This window comes from Hylemonella sp. P2_B10 (assembly GCF_056404875.1).
Map to the genome: position 1 here is coordinate 22,903 of NZ_JBFUDE010000008.1, position 14,477 is coordinate 37,379.

Sequence of the window (14,477 nt, forward strand, 5' to 3'; positions counted from 1 at the left end):
GGTGTGCGCTCCAGCCGGTCGGCTTCAGGCCGCCGCCTCGCCGTTGATCCAGGTCTTGACGATGTTGGCCACGGCCGCCGGATTGTCGCGCGTCAGCTTGCGCGCATCCTCCAGCCGTTGCATCGACTCGGTGACGATGGGGGCCGGCAGGCCGGCAGCGCCTGGCGCGCTCAGCTGCGGGCGGTCGGGGTCCTCGGACACCAATGCGTCCAACTGGCCACCCGTCATACCGTCCGCGCCCGCCAACTGGGGCGGCTGGCGCAGTACCTTCAGGCCCGGCCGCACCAACCCCATCAGCACCAGCGCGGCCAGCAGCAGCGTGCCCACCGGCCACGCCAGGGTGCGCACCAAGTCCTGCGTTTCAGGCTGGCGCCACAGCGGGATGTCCACGTTGGCTGGCTTGTCGGCCGTGAACGGCGCGTTCATCAGGTTGACCGAGTCGCCGCGGTCCTGGCTGAAGCCTATGGTCTCGCGCACCAGCGCCGTCATGCGCTGGATCTGCTGCTCGGTCAACGGCACGGTCGTGACCTTGCCCTTGTCGTCGGTGCTGCTCTGGTGGTTGATCACCACCGCAGCGCTCAGCCGCTTGACCACCCCGGTGGCGCCCTTGACCACGCGCACCGTCTTGTCCACCTCGTAATTGGTGATGGACTCGCGCTTGGCGCCCGCTGCCAGCGCGCCGCTGGCGCCGCCGACGGCCGACACCGCCTGCGCCGCCCCGGTGATGGGTGCCGCAGCCGGTCCCGGCGGCTGGTTGGAGGTGGCGCCCGGTATGCCGGTGGGCGGGTTGCCACCGGCACCGGCGCCGCTTTCCACCACCTGCTGGCTGCGAATGGTGCTGCTGTCGGGCGTCTGGTTGGGTTTGTGCGATTCCGAGGTCTGCTCGGTCTGCGAGAAATCGACCTCGGCGGTCACCTGGGCCTTGATGTTCTGCCGCCCCACCACCGGCTCCAGGATGTCCAGGATGCGGCGGGTATAAGAGGCCTCCAGCTGCTGCACATACTGCAACTGCACCGAATCGGCGCCGCCCGCGATCGGGTTGTTACTGCCGTCGGCATTGGACAGCAGCTTGCCGGTGTCGTCCAGCACGCTGACCGCCGAGGGGCTCATCTCCGGCACGCTGGAGGACACCAGGTGCACGATACCGGCAATCTGCGCGCGGTCCAGCGAGCGGCCCGAATTCAGGCTAACCAGCACGGAGGCCGACGGTTTCTGCTGCTCACGGAAAAAACCGTTCTGGTTGGGCAGCGCCAGGTGCACGCGGGCGCTCTGCACGGAAGCCAGTGACTGGATGGAGCGGGTCAACTCGCCCTCCAGGCCACGCTGGAAGGACAGTCGCTCCTGGAACTGCGTCATGCCGAAGCGGTTGGCGTCCAGCGTTTCGAAACCTGACACCGCCCCCTTGGGCAGGCCCTGCGAGGCCAGCCGCAGGCGCACATCGTGCACCTTGTCGGCCGGCACCAGGATGGCGCCGCCACCCTCGGCATACTTATAGGGCACATTCATCTGGCCCAGCTGAGCAATGATGGCACCGCCATCCTTGTCCGCCAGGTTGGAATACAGCACCCGCCACTCGGCCTGACGCCCCATGACCAGCCCGACGACGGCGATGGCCACGAACAGGGCCACGCCCAGCGCTATCCTGAACCGCTGCTTGGGTTCCAGCGCAGCAATGCGCTCGTTCCAAGACGGGTTGACAGGAATTGCGGGAACAGCGGCCATCGTGGGTTTCCAATGCGGCGTGACGCGATTGTGCGTCAGCTATGCAGAGGATTATTCAGGCTGCCCCCGCAAACATTAGGGGGAAAAGGGCTGGCTTTACCCTTCAATTGAAAAAATGTGTCACCCCCGGGGATTGCTAGTATTCCAGCACCCTTTCCCACGGACACAGCCATGGACCTACGCCTGACCCCCACCACCATGCCGGTGAGCACCGCCGCCACCCGCGCAGGTGGCGTTCGTACAGGCGGCGCGCAGGAGGCGGGAGGCTTTGGCGGCGCGCTGAAAAGCGCCTTGAATTCGGTCAGCGCGGCTCAGAACCAGGCCACCCGGCTGCAGCAGGAAGTGCAGATGGACAACCCCAACGTCAGCCTGGAAGAAACCATGGTGGCGATACAGAAGGCGCAAATCGGCTTCACCGCCACCCTGCATGTGCGCAACCGCATGGTGCAGGCTTACACCGACATCATGAATATGCAAGTGTGAGGCATTGCGGGACAGACCAAAATTGCGCAGCGATTTTGCTCTGTCCTCAACACTTCGTAGCTGTCCGGCTGTTCACCTTGCCGGACAAACCACTTCAATGCAACGTGACCGGCCGCCCTTCCAGCGGGTCCCCATGCATCAGCCAAGGTTCAGCCAGCGTGCGCACCTCGGCGTCGTTGATCAGGATGCGCGTCATGATGCGCGCTTTTTCCTGGCGCAACTCATTTGACAGCTCCTCCACCGTGGCCTGGTAGCGCAATTGCTCTATCAGGACCGCGCAGGCCCCTTCGAAGCGCACCACCTCGTCCCAGTTTTCGGCCTTGGCCGCTTCCAGCATCTTGCGGCTGCTGTCTTCAATGGCCTTGTAATAGTCCATCAGCATCTGTTGTGCCATTGTCGTTCTCTCCTGCTCAATTGGTATGGGGAGTGGCCACTTGCTCGCGCACCTGGTTCCAGGCGTCGGCGATGGGCACGATGAGGTCGCGCACTTCCAGCAACAGGCTTTCGTCGTTGCGCAGATTGGCCAGCGTCAGGCGCGCGGTGCTGTATGAATAAACAGCCCGAAGATTGGCGGCGATCTCGCTGGCACCCTTCGAATCGTCCAGACCGGCTTTCAGCCCCTGCTCGATGATGCTCACCGCCTTGCTGATCTCCCGGCCTTTGGCGGCAACGTCGCCGCGCGCCATGGCCGCACGGGCGGCGGACAAGGACTGCAGCAAACCGTCGAACAGCAGTGCGACCAGCCGGTGCGGGCTGGCGCCTTCCACGCTGGTTTCCAGTCCGACCCGCTTGTAGGCGGAGGCGGACCGGGCGGTGACGGAGGTGTACATTGCGTGTCCCATGAAACTGATATCTCAGTTATCGGCACATCCTGCAGAAACTCAATCTGAATTGTGGCCCCAAGGCGGCGCAATCCCAAGGATTGCAAAATCCGGGCAGTGGCCCGTGGCCACCCCGCCCGGCGACGTCAACTCTTGTTCCAGAGCGCAATCTGCTGGGTGACAAACTGGTTCAGCGCCGTCAGCGAACCCATCTGCACGTCCAGCGCGCTGTAGGTCGCCTTCAGCTGGGCCGCCACCACATCGGCGTGGGCCGAGACCTTGTCCTGGGCTTTCTGGTTGTTGTCGGACTGCTTTTGCAAGGCATTGGTCTGGTTGGTGATCAGTCCACTCACCGCCAGTGCGCCAGTGGCGAAATCCTTGGCCTTGCGGGCGATGCCATTGGTGGCAGCATTGCTGTTGTTCAAGGCGAACAGGTTCTTCAGGTCCGGCAGTTTGTTGGTGATGGCCGCGTTGAGTTTGCTGGCGTCCACCGTCAGGGCGCCACCCAGTTGCAGCGTGATGCCCACAGAAGCCAGGTTGCTGAAGCTAGACCCGGTGGTGGATGAGGTCATCATGCTGCGCAGCGCGTTTTGCAACCCCACGATCACCGAGTCGCCCTGCAGCACGCCGGCGGTTTTGGTCGCGCTGTCATATTTGGTGGCATCGGCCAGGCTGGCGTTCAGCGCGTTGTAGGCATCCACCAGGGCCTGGATGTTCTTGGTGATGGCGGCGGAATCCGTGCTGACGTCGATGTTCACCGGCGCGGTGGTCACCGCGCCCAGCTTCAGCGTCACGCCCGGCACCGCGTCCTTCACCGTGTTGTCGGCTGACTGCACGGTGACACCGTTGATGGTGGCGATGGAATTGCTGGCCTCCTGGAAGCCATTGAGCCCCATGCCGAAGCCGCTGGCCCCTCCCGAGGCCGCCGTGCCCGGGTCGAAGGCCAGGCTGGACAGGCCGGCGCTGTCGGTGTTGTCGGCGTCATCGTCGGTGGCCTGGATGCGGTAGCCGGCCGCCTGCCCGGTCGTGTTGGAGCGTATCAGCAGGCGCTGGCCAGTCACATCCTGCAAGATAGTGGCTGTCACGCCGGCGTTGGCGTTGTTGATCTTGGCCGCGATGCCGGTCAGGGTATTTTCGCCCGGGCCGATGGTGATGTTGACGCTGGCAGCCGCTCCGGCGGTGAATACCGGCGGCACCGTGGGGGTGGTGGTGGTACCGAAATCCCAGCTGCCTATGTCTATGGTCAGCGAGCCGGTGCCGATCTGGGTGTCAACGGGTACAGCGCTGGAGGCTGTGGACTGCGCCCGCGCCAATTGAGACACCGATACGCTGAAGGCCGTGGGCTTGGCGGCGGTGCTGGCGGTGACTGAGACGGCGGCGGTATTGCCGGAAGTGGCCGTGACGCCGGCCCATGCGCTGTCCAGCGACAGATTGAAGGCGGCCGTGTTCAGGGCCGACATCTGCGAACTGATCTGCCCCACGGTGGAAATCTTGGACTGGATGTTGGCGGCCTTGGTCTGCAAGGACACCAGCGGCTGCTTCTCCAGCGCGACCAGCTGTGAAATGATGCTGTCTACCGGCAGGCCACTGCCAAGACCCACGGACGAGATAGCCATAAAACCCTCCTGCCAGCGCGGCCGACCAGCCTCTGACCGCCGCAAAAACCAAAACAGCGGCGACGGATGTCATCCGCCGCCGCCCTCTAAGAGCCCTGCAAGTCTAGCCTGGGCTCAGGGTACCAGTCCCCGGAAAAGCTTACCGAAGCAGGGCCAATACACCCTGCGGCAGCTGGTTGGCCTGCGCCACGATGGCGGTGCCGGCCTGCTGCAGGATCTGCGTGCGGCTCAGGTTGGCGGTTTCCGAAGCGAAGTCGGCATCCACGATACGGCCACGGGCAGCGGACAGGTTTTCCGTCTGGATGCCGATGTTGGACACCGAATTCTCAAAGCGGCTTTGCAAGGCGCCCAGATTGGCGCGTGAGCTGTTGACCTGGTTGATCGCACTGTCGATCTTCTTCAGCGCCACCCAGGCGTTGGCTTGGTTCTTCACATCCAGCGTGTCGATGCCGATGGCGTCGGTGGTGGTGGTGGTGGAGTTCACGCTGGTGGCCAGACCGGCCAGCGACAGGCCGGTGGTGGTGGCGGTGAAGCCGGCCAGCGTCACGGCAGCGGCGTCGCCGTTGGTGTCCAGTTTGGACGACATCACGTCGATGGCGTAGGTGCCACCCGACTCCACACGCAGGAAGGCCGTCACACCGGTGTCACCGGTCTTGCGGTTGATGGCTTCCACCACCTGGCCCATGCGCTCCTGGCCGGAACTGGCGGCCGTGATCGGGCCCAGGTCAATAGCCGTGCCACCGTTGACCGCGATGGTCAGCGTGCTGGTCGCGATCGAGCCTAGCGTGTTGACCGACGAGGCGGCAATGTTGCTGGTGGTCTTGTCGTAGGCGTAAGCCACGTCGGACAGGCCATCGGCACGGGTATTGGCCAGCGAGCCCACCGTGATGGTGTCACCGGAGTTGGCGCCCACCTGGAAGGCGCCGCCAGCGAAGGTGCCGTCCAGGATGTTGCGGCCGTTGAAGTTGGTGACCTTGGCCACGCGGTCGATTTCATCGCGCAACTGCGCCACTTCGGCCTGCAGCGCGTCGCGGTCGGCATCGCTGTTGGTGGAGTTGCCGGATTGCACGGCCAGTTCACGCATACGCTGCAGCATGTTGCTGACGTTGCCCAATGCGCCTTCAGCGGTCTGCGCCATGGAAATGCCGTCGTTGGCATTGCGGGCCGCCACCGTCAGGCCGCGCACCTGGGAGTTCATGCGCTCCGAGATAGACAGACCGGCGGCGTCGTCCTTGGCGCTGTTGACGCGCAAGCCCGACGACAGGCGCTGCATGGAGGTCGACAGCGAGCTCGCCGACATCGCCAAGTTGCGCTGGGCATTCAGCGAATTCAAGTTCGTATTGATCGTTGCAGCCATTTCGAAACTCCTAAAAAGATGAAAACCAGTCGTTCAACATACTCAGCTCTCAGCACCGGGGCTGAGGGCACGGACCGGGGTTCAGGAAACCCTTGCCGCCGTCGCCTCTAAGAAAGAGAACAGCGGCAATCCCGGATTTCCACGTTTGCCGGATGACACGTCAATCAACTGGCCCGTTGGATAGGTTTTCGGGTGATGGCTGGGAAACTTTAGAAAAAGCATGTAAATCCCCCCTTTTTTTAAGCGTATGGGGGGAAAAACCAATGCTGGCAATAACTTGCAACAGCTGGTTAAAGCAAGTCCCTTTGCCCCAGCCGCCGGAATTGGCCGTATTTTGGGCCGCTTATCCAGTCTACGGCTGCTCGTCGTTTCATCACAATTTCCCTCACTGCTAATGGTCTTTTGCCGGCGTCGCTGGCCCCGAAACCAGTGTTAGCCAACGATCAATTCACAGGAGCTCTGAATGGCTGCTACGATCAACACAAACATCAATTCGCTGAATGCGCAGCGAAACCTGGCCGCGTCGGCCAGTTCGCTGGCGACCTCCATGCAGCGGTTGTCTTCCGGTTTGCGTGTCAACAGCGCCAAGGATGATGCCGCCGGACTGGCGATCTCGGAGCGCATGAACACGCAGGTCCGCGGATTGACGGTTGCCGCACGCAACGCCAACGACGGCATCTCGCTGGCGCAAACGGCCGAAGGCGCCCTGGGCAAGGTCGGCGACATGTTGCAGCGCATGCGTGAACTGGCCGTGCAAGCGGGTAACGCCACCAACAGCGTGGCCGACCGCACCGCCTTGCAGGCCGAAGTCTCGCAGCTGACGGACGAAATCGACCGGGTTGCCAAGCAGACCACCTTCAACGGCCAGAAAATCCTGGACGGCACCTTTGCCGGCGCCGTGTTCCAGGTGGGCGCCAATTCCGGCGACAACGCCACGCTGGGCGCGCTGACCAATTCCACCGCGCAGGGCCTGTCGCACATCGCCTATGCCTACGACAACACCAACACCGGCATCGACCCGTCCAACGTCAACACGCTGACGTCCATTGCCACGGGCACACTGACCATCACGGTGGGCGCAGGCCTGCCCATCGATCTGGGCGCCATCGAGTCGGCCAGTTCTGGCCAGGAACGCATGGGCCAGATCATGGAGGCCATCAACCGCAAGGCTTCCGACACCGGCGTGTCGGCCTATCTGCAGCCCGATGGCAACGGCCTGTTCAACATCAGCCTGATGTCGGCCAAGCTGGATTCCAACGGTGACCCGCAGAACATTGCGCTGGCCGGCTTCAGCACGGCGACCACCGGCTTTGCCAATGCTGGCCTGGCCACCAGCGTGACGGCCGCCACCACCACCACTGACGCGCTGGGCATTGATTCGCTGAACATCAACTCGCAGGCCAACGCCTGGGTGGCGCTGAAGAAGATTGACAGCGCGATCGACCAGATCAACTCCTCGCGCGCCGACCTGGGCGCCCTGCAAAGCCGCTTCGAGAGCGCGGTGTCCAACATCGACATCCAGATCGAGAACCTGGCGGCAGCCCGCGGCCGCATCGTGGACGCCGACTTCGCCAAGGAAACCTCCAACCTGTCGCGCACGCAGATCCTGCAGCAAGCCGGCACCGCCATGGTGGCCCAGGCCAACCAGCTGCCGCAGGGCGTGCTGGCGCTGCTGCGTTAAGCAAAAGCCTTCATCGGGCGCATGGCGCGCCGCCTGCGCGCAACGGACTGCCGCTTGCCGCCCATCCGGGTGGTGCGCGAGGTCGCAGCCGCGTCGCTTTCCTGACATCAAGACCCTCAGCCGCTGGCAGCCCCCTCATGGGGGCCGCGGCATTCAGAGTCCGCCGATGGGATGGTGCAGCGCCGGATCCCGGTGACGCAACAGCTTGGGACTGACGTCCTTGCAAAGGCTGTATTCAGCGGCATCGAAAATCTTGTCGTCCTTCACCGCGACCATGTTGAACCCGTGCGCGAGCTCGCCAAGGTGCACCGATGCCACCGGTATCAGTTCGATGCGGTGTTTCGAGAGATCGACATTGGAATTGAAATCCCTGAGGGCGAATATCTTGTAGCCAAAGCCGGTCAGCAACTTGACGATCTCGGTGTTGACCAGGCCATCGCTCCAGTCCACATAATGGCGATGCACCTCGAACACGATGGCCGGTGCTTCCCCAGCCGGTGCCGCCAGGTACTTTTGGGCACCCAGCAATACCCGCAGCTCGGCCCCTTCGATGTCCAGCATGATCAAGTCCAACTGGGAGACGCCCAACGTTCCGAGGTAGTCTTCCACCGTGACGGTCCGAATGCCGCCGGTGGCATCCCCCTCAATCGCCTCAGAAGAAGCGAATGAATCGTCGCCGACCAGTTGAAGCGAGCTGGTGCTGTTGTCCCACAGCCCTTCAGGACGAGCCACGATATTGGTCAGGTTGTTCAGCTTGGCATTGTGAACCAGCATGTTGCGCTGGTCGTCGTTCGGCTCAAAAGCGTGGACTTGACCCTGGTTGCGCGCCACCTGCTGGGCGATCAGGATGGCATGGTCGCCAAAGTAAGCGCCGCCTATCAGAGCCTGCTTGGCGGTTTTCGCGAGATTCACCAGCAGCCGTGTGGTTTGGGGCTCCCACGCATGGGTGGGCACCTCGGGCTCGGACATGACAAAGTCACGTGCGATCTTGGAGCGGTAATAGAAGTCAAGCACTGTGCCGTTGGCCAGCGACTTGCGCACCACCTCGTTGTCGCTGAACAGGGCGTCCACCAGCGGGCCTGTGACCAGCTCCCGGACTTCCAGGTCGGGCGTGGCGATCTGCTTCTCAAGTGCCAGCAATTGCCGGATGAAAGCGTTGCGCCATGCCGGGTTCTTGGCAATGTTGTCCAATGCGGACCGTAATTTTTCCTGTGTCATGTCTACTCTGCCTCTCTCGCTTGAATTGATGTGGGCCGGGCCGCCGTCTGTCCTCACGCCCGGGTGCGGCGCAGAAAGCCATCCGGCGCCGAGGTGACCAGCAGGCGGTCTTCCACCGAGCGGTCGATCTCGAACTCGGGGTGGCTCTTCAGCCACTCCCACACCGCCGTCTTGGGGTTGTCGCCCTTGCCCCAGGGGCGGTCGGTCCACACGTAGTCGTCGGCCATGTCCTCGACGAAGGTGTCGAACACCACGCAGTAGCTGCCCACGCTGACCAGCGGGCCATAGGCGTTCAGCTCGGCCAGCACGTGCGCGTGCGTGTGGTTGGAATCCAGGCACACCAGCACCTTCTTGCCGGCCGCCTTGGCGCGCACCTGGGCCACCACCGACTCGTCCACGCTGGAGCCCTGGATCATGCTGATGCGGTGCGCCAACGGGTGGCTCTCAATGGCCTGGCGGTTGTGCTCACGGATGTCGATGTCCACACCCAGCACCTCGCCATGGCCCAGCAACTGCAACATGGAGGCCGACAGGACCAGCGAACCGCCGTGGGCAATGCCGGTCTCAATCACCAGGTCGGGCTTCACGGCCCAGATCAGTTCCTGCATGGCCATGGCGTCTTGCGGCAGCTGTATCAGCGGCCGGCCCAACCAGGAGAAATTGTTCATGTAGTGGCGCGCCAGCGCCATGGTACGGAAATCCTTGGCCAGCGCCTGGAATTCGGCGTCGTCGCGCGCCGCGCCTATGCGCTGCTGCTTTTCCGCCCGGTAGTCGGGATGGGCGGTGGGGGTGGTTTCCAGATAGGAAGACATATATCAGTGTCCTTCGGCAGAGGGGTAGGCCCTGAGGAATTGAGGAAAAAAAGCGGAAAACGGTTGCGGCGAGAACTGGAACAGCCGCCGCACCTTGGCGATATCGACATCAGGAAAATCCCAGTCGGCCGCGCCGGGGCTCACCGACACCTGGATTTTCGCCTGTTCCGCCAGCGCCTGCGCAATTTGGGCGTTGGACGTGCCGACGCCGGCCGCGACATTGAAAATGCCAGCCTCAGGCGCCAGGGCGATGCGCGCCAGCAGCGCCACCGCGTCGTCGATGTACAAATAGTCCTTGCGCGATGCAAGCGAGGTCTGCAATTGCACCTGGCCGGCGCGCAAGCCTTCGCGCAGCAGTTGCTCCAGGAAGCTGTCAGCGCTGTCGCGCACGCCCACAATGTTGGACAGCCGCGCCACCTTGACCGCCCGGCGGCCGCCGTGCAGGCACAGCGATTCCCCCATCAGCTTGGACAGGTTGTACAGATCGCTGGGGTCATTGGGGTTGACGCGCAGCGCAGCGTCCTCGCTGGTGTCGCTGCCGCCGGCGTAGACGCGGGTGCTGGACAGGTAGGTCAGCGAGTCGAATTGCCCGCTGGCCAACAGTTGGCGCAGCACGCACACATGCGCCTCCACGGTTTCCAGCGGCCGGGTGCGGAAATCGCTGGTCAGGCCGATGGCGTACACCACATGCCCCAGCGGGCGGCTGAACACGGTGGCGTCGCCCCGCGCCGGCACCTCACAGCGGTGGCTCTGCGCGCGCAGATAGGCCGCCAGGTGGCTGCCGACAAAGCCGGCACCGCCCAGGACGGTGAACTGTTGCGCAGCGTTGCTCAACATACATTGGCTCCGACGGGCTTCAGCCCAGCACTTCCAGCCGCGGCACGGCGGTGACGAATTGGCCGCCCCAGGCACTGACCTGCGGCAGCTGCTGGCGCACCTCGTCGCGCAGGTTCCACGGCAGTATCAGCACGAAGTCTGGTTTGTCGGTCAGCAGATGGTCCTGCGACACGATGGGAATGCGGCTGCCCGGCATGAAGCGGCCCTGCTTGGCCGGGTTCAGGTCCACCACGTAGGGCAACAGATCAGGCCGCACACCGGCAAAGTTCAGCAGCGTGTTGCCCTTGGCGGCGGCGCCATAGGCCCCCAGCCGCTTACCCTGGCGTCGGGCTTCCAACAGGAAAGCCAGCAAGTCGTTCTTCACCTGCAGTGCCTGGCTCTGGAAGCGGGCGTAGAAATCGCGTGCACCCATGCCGGCCTCGCTTTCCGCGCGCAGCACCTCCGCCACCGCTGGCTGCACCTCGCGCTGACCCGTGTCGCGCCGCTGGGCAAACACGCGCAGGCTGCCACCGTGGGTGGGCAGTTCCTGCACATCGAACACCGCCAGGCCATTGGCCTCGAACACGCGCCGCACGGCACCCAGCGACAGGTAAGAATAGTGTTCGTGGTAGGCGGTGTCGAACTGGTTGTTCTGCACCATGCGCAGCAGGTGCGGAAACTCGAAAGTGGCCACGCCTTCGGCCTTCAGCAACAGCGCAAAACCGCCCACGAAGTCGTTGATGTCGGGCACATGGGCCAGCACATTGTTGGCCGCCGTCAGGTCGGCCTGGCGGCCCTGGGCCACCAGCTGTGCGGCCAGTTCCCGGCCAAAGAAGGCTTCTTCAATCGTCAGCCCCTTGTCGCGCGCCGCCTGCGCCGTGCTGGTGGTGGGCTCTATGCCGTAGCAGGGGATGCCGCGCTGCTGCACATACTGCAGCAGGTAGCCATCGTTGGCCGCCACCTCCACCACCATGCTGTGTGCGCCCAAGCCCAGGCGCTGCTGCATGTCGATCACGTAGGCTTCGGAATGCTTCAGCCACGAGGACGAGAACGAGCTGAAATAGGCGTAATCCTCGCTGAAGAAGGTGTCGCGCCCGGCGTAATCCTCGGTCTGCACCAGCCAACAGTTCTCGCACACCAGCAGGCGCAACGGGTACCAGGTCTCGGCAGCCTGCAGGGCGGCGGCTGACAGGTAGGAGTTCGATGGCGGGGCGCCGCCCAGGTCCAGGAAAGGCAAACTCAGGGGGCTATGGCAATGCCGGCACTTCACAGCCGTACTCCTTCAAAATCAGCGCCCAGCAGGGCGTGGCCGGCGTCGCGCGCCGACAAGCCCTGAACGGGCAAGGGCCAGGCTATCGCCAGCCGTGGGTCCGCCGGGTTCAGCCCAGCCTCGGCATGGCCGACGTAGGCGGCAGAATGGCAATACAGCATGTCCACATCATCCGTCTGGGTCTGGAAACCATGGGCAAAGCCCTGCGGAATCAGCAAGGCGCGGGCATTGTCCTCGGACAGCAGCTCGGCATGCCATTGCAAAAATGTGGGCGAGCCCGCGCGCAAATCCACCGCCACGTCCCACACGGCACCACGCAGGCAGGTGACCAGCTTCACTTCGGCGTGCGGCGGCAGCTGGTAGTGCATGCCGCGCACGGTGCCGCGCTGGCCGGTGCGGGTGTGGTTGACCTGGGCCACCGGCCCCTGCCAGCCCAACGGCGCCAGTTCGTCAGCGCAATACAGGCGCGACAGGAAGCCGCGAGCATCCCCCAACTGCTGGCGCTGCAATGCCCGCAGGCCGGCCAGCGGCGTGGGGATGGCTTCAAAACGGCTCATGCGCCACTCTCAAAAACGGCCAGGTCAGACAGGCACAACGCGCGCGCGTCCTCGCCCCGCTGCTGCTGCCGGTACCAGCCCATGGTGCGACCAATGCCCTGAGGCAGGGCCCAGCGCGGCGCAAACCCGAGTTCACGCCCGGCCTTGGCGATGTCCAGTGCCAGCAGACCCGCCTCGTGCGGCCCGGCAGGCACCTCGCCATAACGCACTTCGCCCGCGCCATAGGTGGCCAGGGCCAGGTCGACCACCTGGCGCACCGTGGCGGTTTCGCCGGTGCGCGGACCGAAGTTGTAGGCGCTGGCGAAGCGGGCGTCCTGCCACAGCAGCTCGGCCAGGCGCAGGTAGCCGGCCAGCGGCTCCAGCACATGCTGCCAGGGGCGCACCGCATCGGGCCGGCGTATCTCCAACGGCTGGCCGGCGCTCCAGGCACGCACGGCGTCGGGAATCAACCGGTCATGCGACCAGTCGCCGCCGCCAATCACGTTGCCGGCGCGGGCTGTGGCCACCCGCACACCCTGCTCACGCAGGAAGGAATCGCGGTAGCTGGCAGTGACGATCTCAGCCGCCGCCTTGCTGGCGCTGTAGGGGTCATAACCGCCCAGGGCGTCGTCTTCGACATAGGGACGCGCCCATTCGCGGTTGTGGTACACCTTGTCGGTGGTGACGATCACCGCCGCGCGCACGCTGTCCAGGCCGCGCAGCGCATCCAGCAGATGGGCGGTGCCCATGACATTGGTGGCCAGTGTCTGCAAAGGTTGGGCATAACTGGGCCGCACCAGGGCCTGTGCAGCCAGGTGCAGCACCAGCTCCGGCTGCGCCTGGTGCACCACAGCAGCCAGGGCCTGGGCGTCACGGATGTCGACCTCGTGGCTGTCCAGCAGTTTGGCCACGCCGGCCAGTGCGAACAGGCTGGGTTGGGTATCGGGCGGCAATGCCACGCCGGTGACGTGTGCGCCCAGCTTGTGCAGCCACAGCGCCAGCCAGCAGCCCTTGAACCCGGTGTGCCCGGTCAGCAGCACCCGCTTGCCGGCCCAGAAACGGGGGTCGGGCAGGCCGGCGCTCACCACACCTTCCACGGCGCCCGCCCCGATTGCCACAAGTCTTCCAGCAGATTCTTCTCGCGCAAGGTGTCCATGGGCTGCCAGAAGCCCTTGTGCTCATAGGCCATCAACTGGCCGTCGGCGGCCAGGCCCGCCATCGGCTCCAGCTCCCAGCTGGTGCCGTCGCCGGTGACGCGCTGCAGGCACTGTGGCGACAGCACGAAGAAGCCGCCATTGATCAGCCCGCCATCGCCGCGCGGTTTCTCGGAAAAACCCTGCACGCTGCCGCCAGCGCCCATTTGCAGCGCGCCGTAGCGGCCGGGCGGCTGCACCGCCGTCACCGTGGCTTGTTTGCCATGCTGCTGGTGGAAAGCGATGACCGCGGAGATGTCCACATCGGACACGCCGTCGCCGTAAGTGAAACAGAAAGCCTCTTCATCCTTCAAGTACTCGCCCACCCGCTTCAAACGGCCACCGGTCATGGTCTCGTCGCCGGTGTCCACCAGCGTCACACGCCAGGGCTCGGCGTGCTTCTGGTGCACCTCCATGCGGTTGTTGGCCATGTCGAAGGTGACGTCCGACATGTGCAGGAAGTAATTGGCGAAGTACTCCTTGATGATGTAGCCCTTGTAGCCGCAGCAGATGATGAACTCGTTCACCGCATGGGCGGAATACATCTTCAGGATGTGCCACAGAATAGGCTTGCCCCCCACCTCAATCATGGGTTTGGGGCGCAGATGGGTCTCCTCGGAAATGCGGGTACCCAGGCCACCGGCCAATATCACTGCTTTCATGCTGTCTTTCTCTCAGCCCACAGTGTAAACATCTGCGCGCAGGCTGCCTCCACGCGCCGCACAAAGCCGGCCTCGTCCATCAAGGCGCTGGCCTGCATCTTCTGCCTCAGCCCGGCCCGGGTCCCGGCCAGTGCCTGCGTGTCCGCTGCCAGCGCCACCGCCTTGGCGATGTATTCCTCTTCTGTCTGGGCGATCCACTCCGGGTGCCCCAGCCCTTCAAGGATGGTGCTGCCCAGCCGCCCCACACTGGGCCGCCCGGCCAAGGTCACATAGGGCACGCCCATGTACAG

At 64.2% G+C, this 14,477-nt stretch carries 15 protein-coding genes; 2 read left to right on the plus strand and 13 right to left on the minus strand.

Going from position 1 to position 14,477, the window contains the following annotated elements; all coding sequences use genetic code 11:
• Nucleotides 1-24: 24 nt before the first annotated feature.
• On the minus strand, nt 25-1,722 hold the full coding sequence (fliF, locus tag AC1DX2_RS25645) for a flagellar basal-body MS-ring/collar protein FliF (RefSeq protein ID WP_477199276.1): 1,698 nt from the start codon (nt 1,720-1,722) through the stop codon (nt 25-27).
• 171 nt (nt 1,723-1,893) lie between these two features.
• Between fliF and fliE the strand changes: the two genes are divergently transcribed.
• Complete coding sequence (fliE, locus tag AC1DX2_RS25650; protein WP_477199277.1) at nt 1,894-2,205, plus strand: flagellar hook-basal body complex protein FliE; 312 nt, start codon at nt 1,894-1,896, stop codon at nt 2,203-2,205.
• Nucleotides 2,206-2,299: 94 nt separating this feature from the next.
• On the opposite strand, the gene AC1DX2_RS25655 is transcribed toward fliE, so the two are convergent.
• The 4 genes from AC1DX2_RS25655 to AC1DX2_RS25670 form a co-directional block, all read right to left on the minus strand.
• On the minus strand, nt 2,300-2,599 hold the full coding sequence (locus tag AC1DX2_RS25655) for a flagellar protein FliT (RefSeq protein WP_477199278.1): 300 nt from the start codon (nt 2,597-2,599) through the stop codon (nt 2,300-2,302).
• Nucleotides 2,600-2,615: 16 nt separating this feature from the next.
• Nucleotides 2,616-3,035 (minus strand): flagellar export chaperone FliS, encoded by a 420-nt coding sequence (fliS, locus tag AC1DX2_RS25660; RefSeq protein ID WP_477199279.1) that lies wholly within the window; start codon nt 3,033-3,035, stop codon nt 2,616-2,618.
• A 137-nt stretch (nt 3,036-3,172) separates the two neighbouring features.
• Nucleotides 3,173-4,642 carry a flagellar filament capping protein FliD gene (gene fliD, locus AC1DX2_RS25665; RefSeq protein ID WP_477199280.1) on the minus strand — a complete coding sequence of 490 codons (1,470 nt, stop codon included), beginning with the start codon at nt 4,640-4,642 and terminating at the stop codon, nt 3,173-3,175.
• Between the two features lie 139 nt (nt 4,643-4,781).
• Nucleotides 4,782-5,999 (minus strand): flagellin N-terminal helical domain-containing protein, encoded by a 1,218-nt coding sequence (locus AC1DX2_RS25670; protein WP_477199281.1) that lies wholly within the window; start codon nt 5,997-5,999, stop codon nt 4,782-4,784.
• Nucleotides 6,000-6,462: 463 nt separating this feature from the next.
• Here AC1DX2_RS25670 and AC1DX2_RS25675 point away from each other — a divergent pair, with 463 nt between their 5' ends.
• Complete coding sequence (locus AC1DX2_RS25675) at nt 6,463-7,680, plus strand: flagellin N-terminal helical domain-containing protein (RefSeq protein WP_477199282.1); 1,218 nt, start codon at nt 6,463-6,465, stop codon at nt 7,678-7,680.
• 153 nt (nt 7,681-7,833) lie between these two features.
• On the opposite strand, the gene AC1DX2_RS25680 is transcribed toward AC1DX2_RS25675, so the two are convergent.
• The 8 genes from AC1DX2_RS25680 to AC1DX2_RS25715 form a co-directional block, all read right to left on the minus strand.
• A complete protein-coding gene (locus tag AC1DX2_RS25680; protein ID WP_477199283.1) occupies nt 7,834-8,898 on the minus strand; it encodes an FkbM family methyltransferase in 1,065 nt (354 codons plus the stop codon).
• A gap of 53 nt (nt 8,899-8,951) precedes the next feature.
• Entirely contained in the window at nt 8,952-9,710 is a 759-nt protein-coding gene (locus tag AC1DX2_RS25685; protein WP_477199284.1) for a cephalosporin hydroxylase family protein, read from the minus strand.
• A gap of 3 nt (nt 9,711-9,713) precedes the next feature.
• On the minus strand, nt 9,714-10,547 hold the full coding sequence (locus AC1DX2_RS25690; RefSeq protein ID WP_477199285.1) for an NAD-dependent epimerase/dehydratase family protein: 834 nt from the start codon (nt 10,545-10,547) through the stop codon (nt 9,714-9,716).
• A 19-nt stretch (nt 10,548-10,566) separates the two neighbouring features.
• The gene (locus AC1DX2_RS25695; RefSeq protein ID WP_477199286.1) at nt 10,567-11,796 is read right to left on the minus strand and encodes a methyltransferase domain-containing protein; all 1,230 of its coding nucleotides are present in this window, start codon (nt 11,794-11,796) and stop codon (nt 10,567-10,569) included.
• Complete coding sequence (locus tag AC1DX2_RS25700; RefSeq protein WP_477199287.1) at nt 11,793-12,353, minus strand: dTDP-4-dehydrorhamnose 3,5-epimerase family protein; 561 nt, start codon at nt 12,351-12,353, stop codon at nt 11,793-11,795. Before AC1DX2_RS25700 ends, AC1DX2_RS25695 begins: the two co-directional genes overlap by 4 nt.
• On the minus strand, nt 12,350-13,450 hold the full coding sequence (gene rfbG / locus AC1DX2_RS25705; RefSeq protein WP_477199288.1) for a CDP-glucose 4,6-dehydratase: 1,101 nt from the start codon (nt 13,448-13,450) through the stop codon (nt 12,350-12,352). The genes AC1DX2_RS25700 and rfbG overlap by 4 nt, the downstream gene beginning before the upstream one ends.
• The gene (gene rfbF / locus AC1DX2_RS25710) at nt 13,414-14,187 is read right to left on the minus strand and encodes a glucose-1-phosphate cytidylyltransferase (protein WP_477199289.1); all 774 of its coding nucleotides are present in this window, start codon (nt 14,185-14,187) and stop codon (nt 13,414-13,416) included. The genes rfbG and rfbF overlap by 37 nt, the downstream gene beginning before the upstream one ends.
• Nucleotides 14,184-14,477, minus strand: a 294-nt coding sequence (locus AC1DX2_RS25715; RefSeq protein ID WP_477199290.1) for an O-linked N-acetylglucosamine transferase family protein, incomplete at its 5' end; no start/stop codon positions are given. The genes rfbF and AC1DX2_RS25715, both read right to left, overlap by 4 nt.

Excerpts from the sequence above, each read along its gene's own strand:
- AC1DX2_RS25700 (WP_477199287.1), bottom strand. The coding sequence starts at position 12,353 with ATGAGCCGTTTTGAAGCCATCCCCACGCCGCTGGCCGGCCTGCGGGCA.
- fliE (WP_477199277.1), top strand. The coding sequence starts at position 1,894 with ATGGACCTACGCCTGACCCCCACCACCATGCCGGTGAGCACCGCCGCC.
- AC1DX2_RS25655 (WP_477199278.1), bottom strand. The coding sequence starts at position 2,599 with ATGGCACAACAGATGCTGATGGACTATTACAAGGCCATTGAAGACAGC.
- rfbF (WP_477199289.1), bottom strand. The coding sequence starts at position 14,187 with ATGAAAGCAGTGATATTGGCCGGTGGCCTGGGTACCCGCATTTCCGAG.
- fliF (WP_477199276.1), bottom strand. The coding sequence starts at position 1,722 with ATGGCCGCTGTTCCCGCAATTCCTGTCAACCCGTCTTGGAACGAGCGC.
- AC1DX2_RS25675 (WP_477199282.1), top strand. The coding sequence starts at position 6,463 with ATGGCTGCTACGATCAACACAAACATCAATTCGCTGAATGCGCAGCGA.
- AC1DX2_RS25685 (WP_477199284.1), bottom strand. The coding sequence starts at position 9,710 with ATGTCTTCCTATCTGGAAACCACCCCCACCGCCCATCCCGACTACCGG.
- AC1DX2_RS25670 (WP_477199281.1), bottom strand. The coding sequence starts at position 5,999 with ATGGCTGCAACGATCAATACGAACTTGAATTCGCTGAATGCCCAGCGC.
- AC1DX2_RS25690 (WP_477199285.1), bottom strand. The coding sequence starts at position 10,547 with ATGTTGAGCAACGCTGCGCAACAGTTCACCGTCCTGGGCGGTGCCGGC.
- fliD (WP_477199280.1), bottom strand. The coding sequence starts at position 4,642 with ATGGCTATCTCGTCCGTGGGTCTTGGCAGTGGCCTGCCGGTAGACAGC.
- fliS (WP_477199279.1), bottom strand. The coding sequence starts at position 3,035 with ATGTACACCTCCGTCACCGCCCGGTCCGCCTCCGCCTACAAGCGGGTC.
- AC1DX2_RS25680 (WP_477199283.1), bottom strand. The coding sequence starts at position 8,898 with ATGACACAGGAAAAATTACGGTCCGCATTGGACAACATTGCCAAGAAC.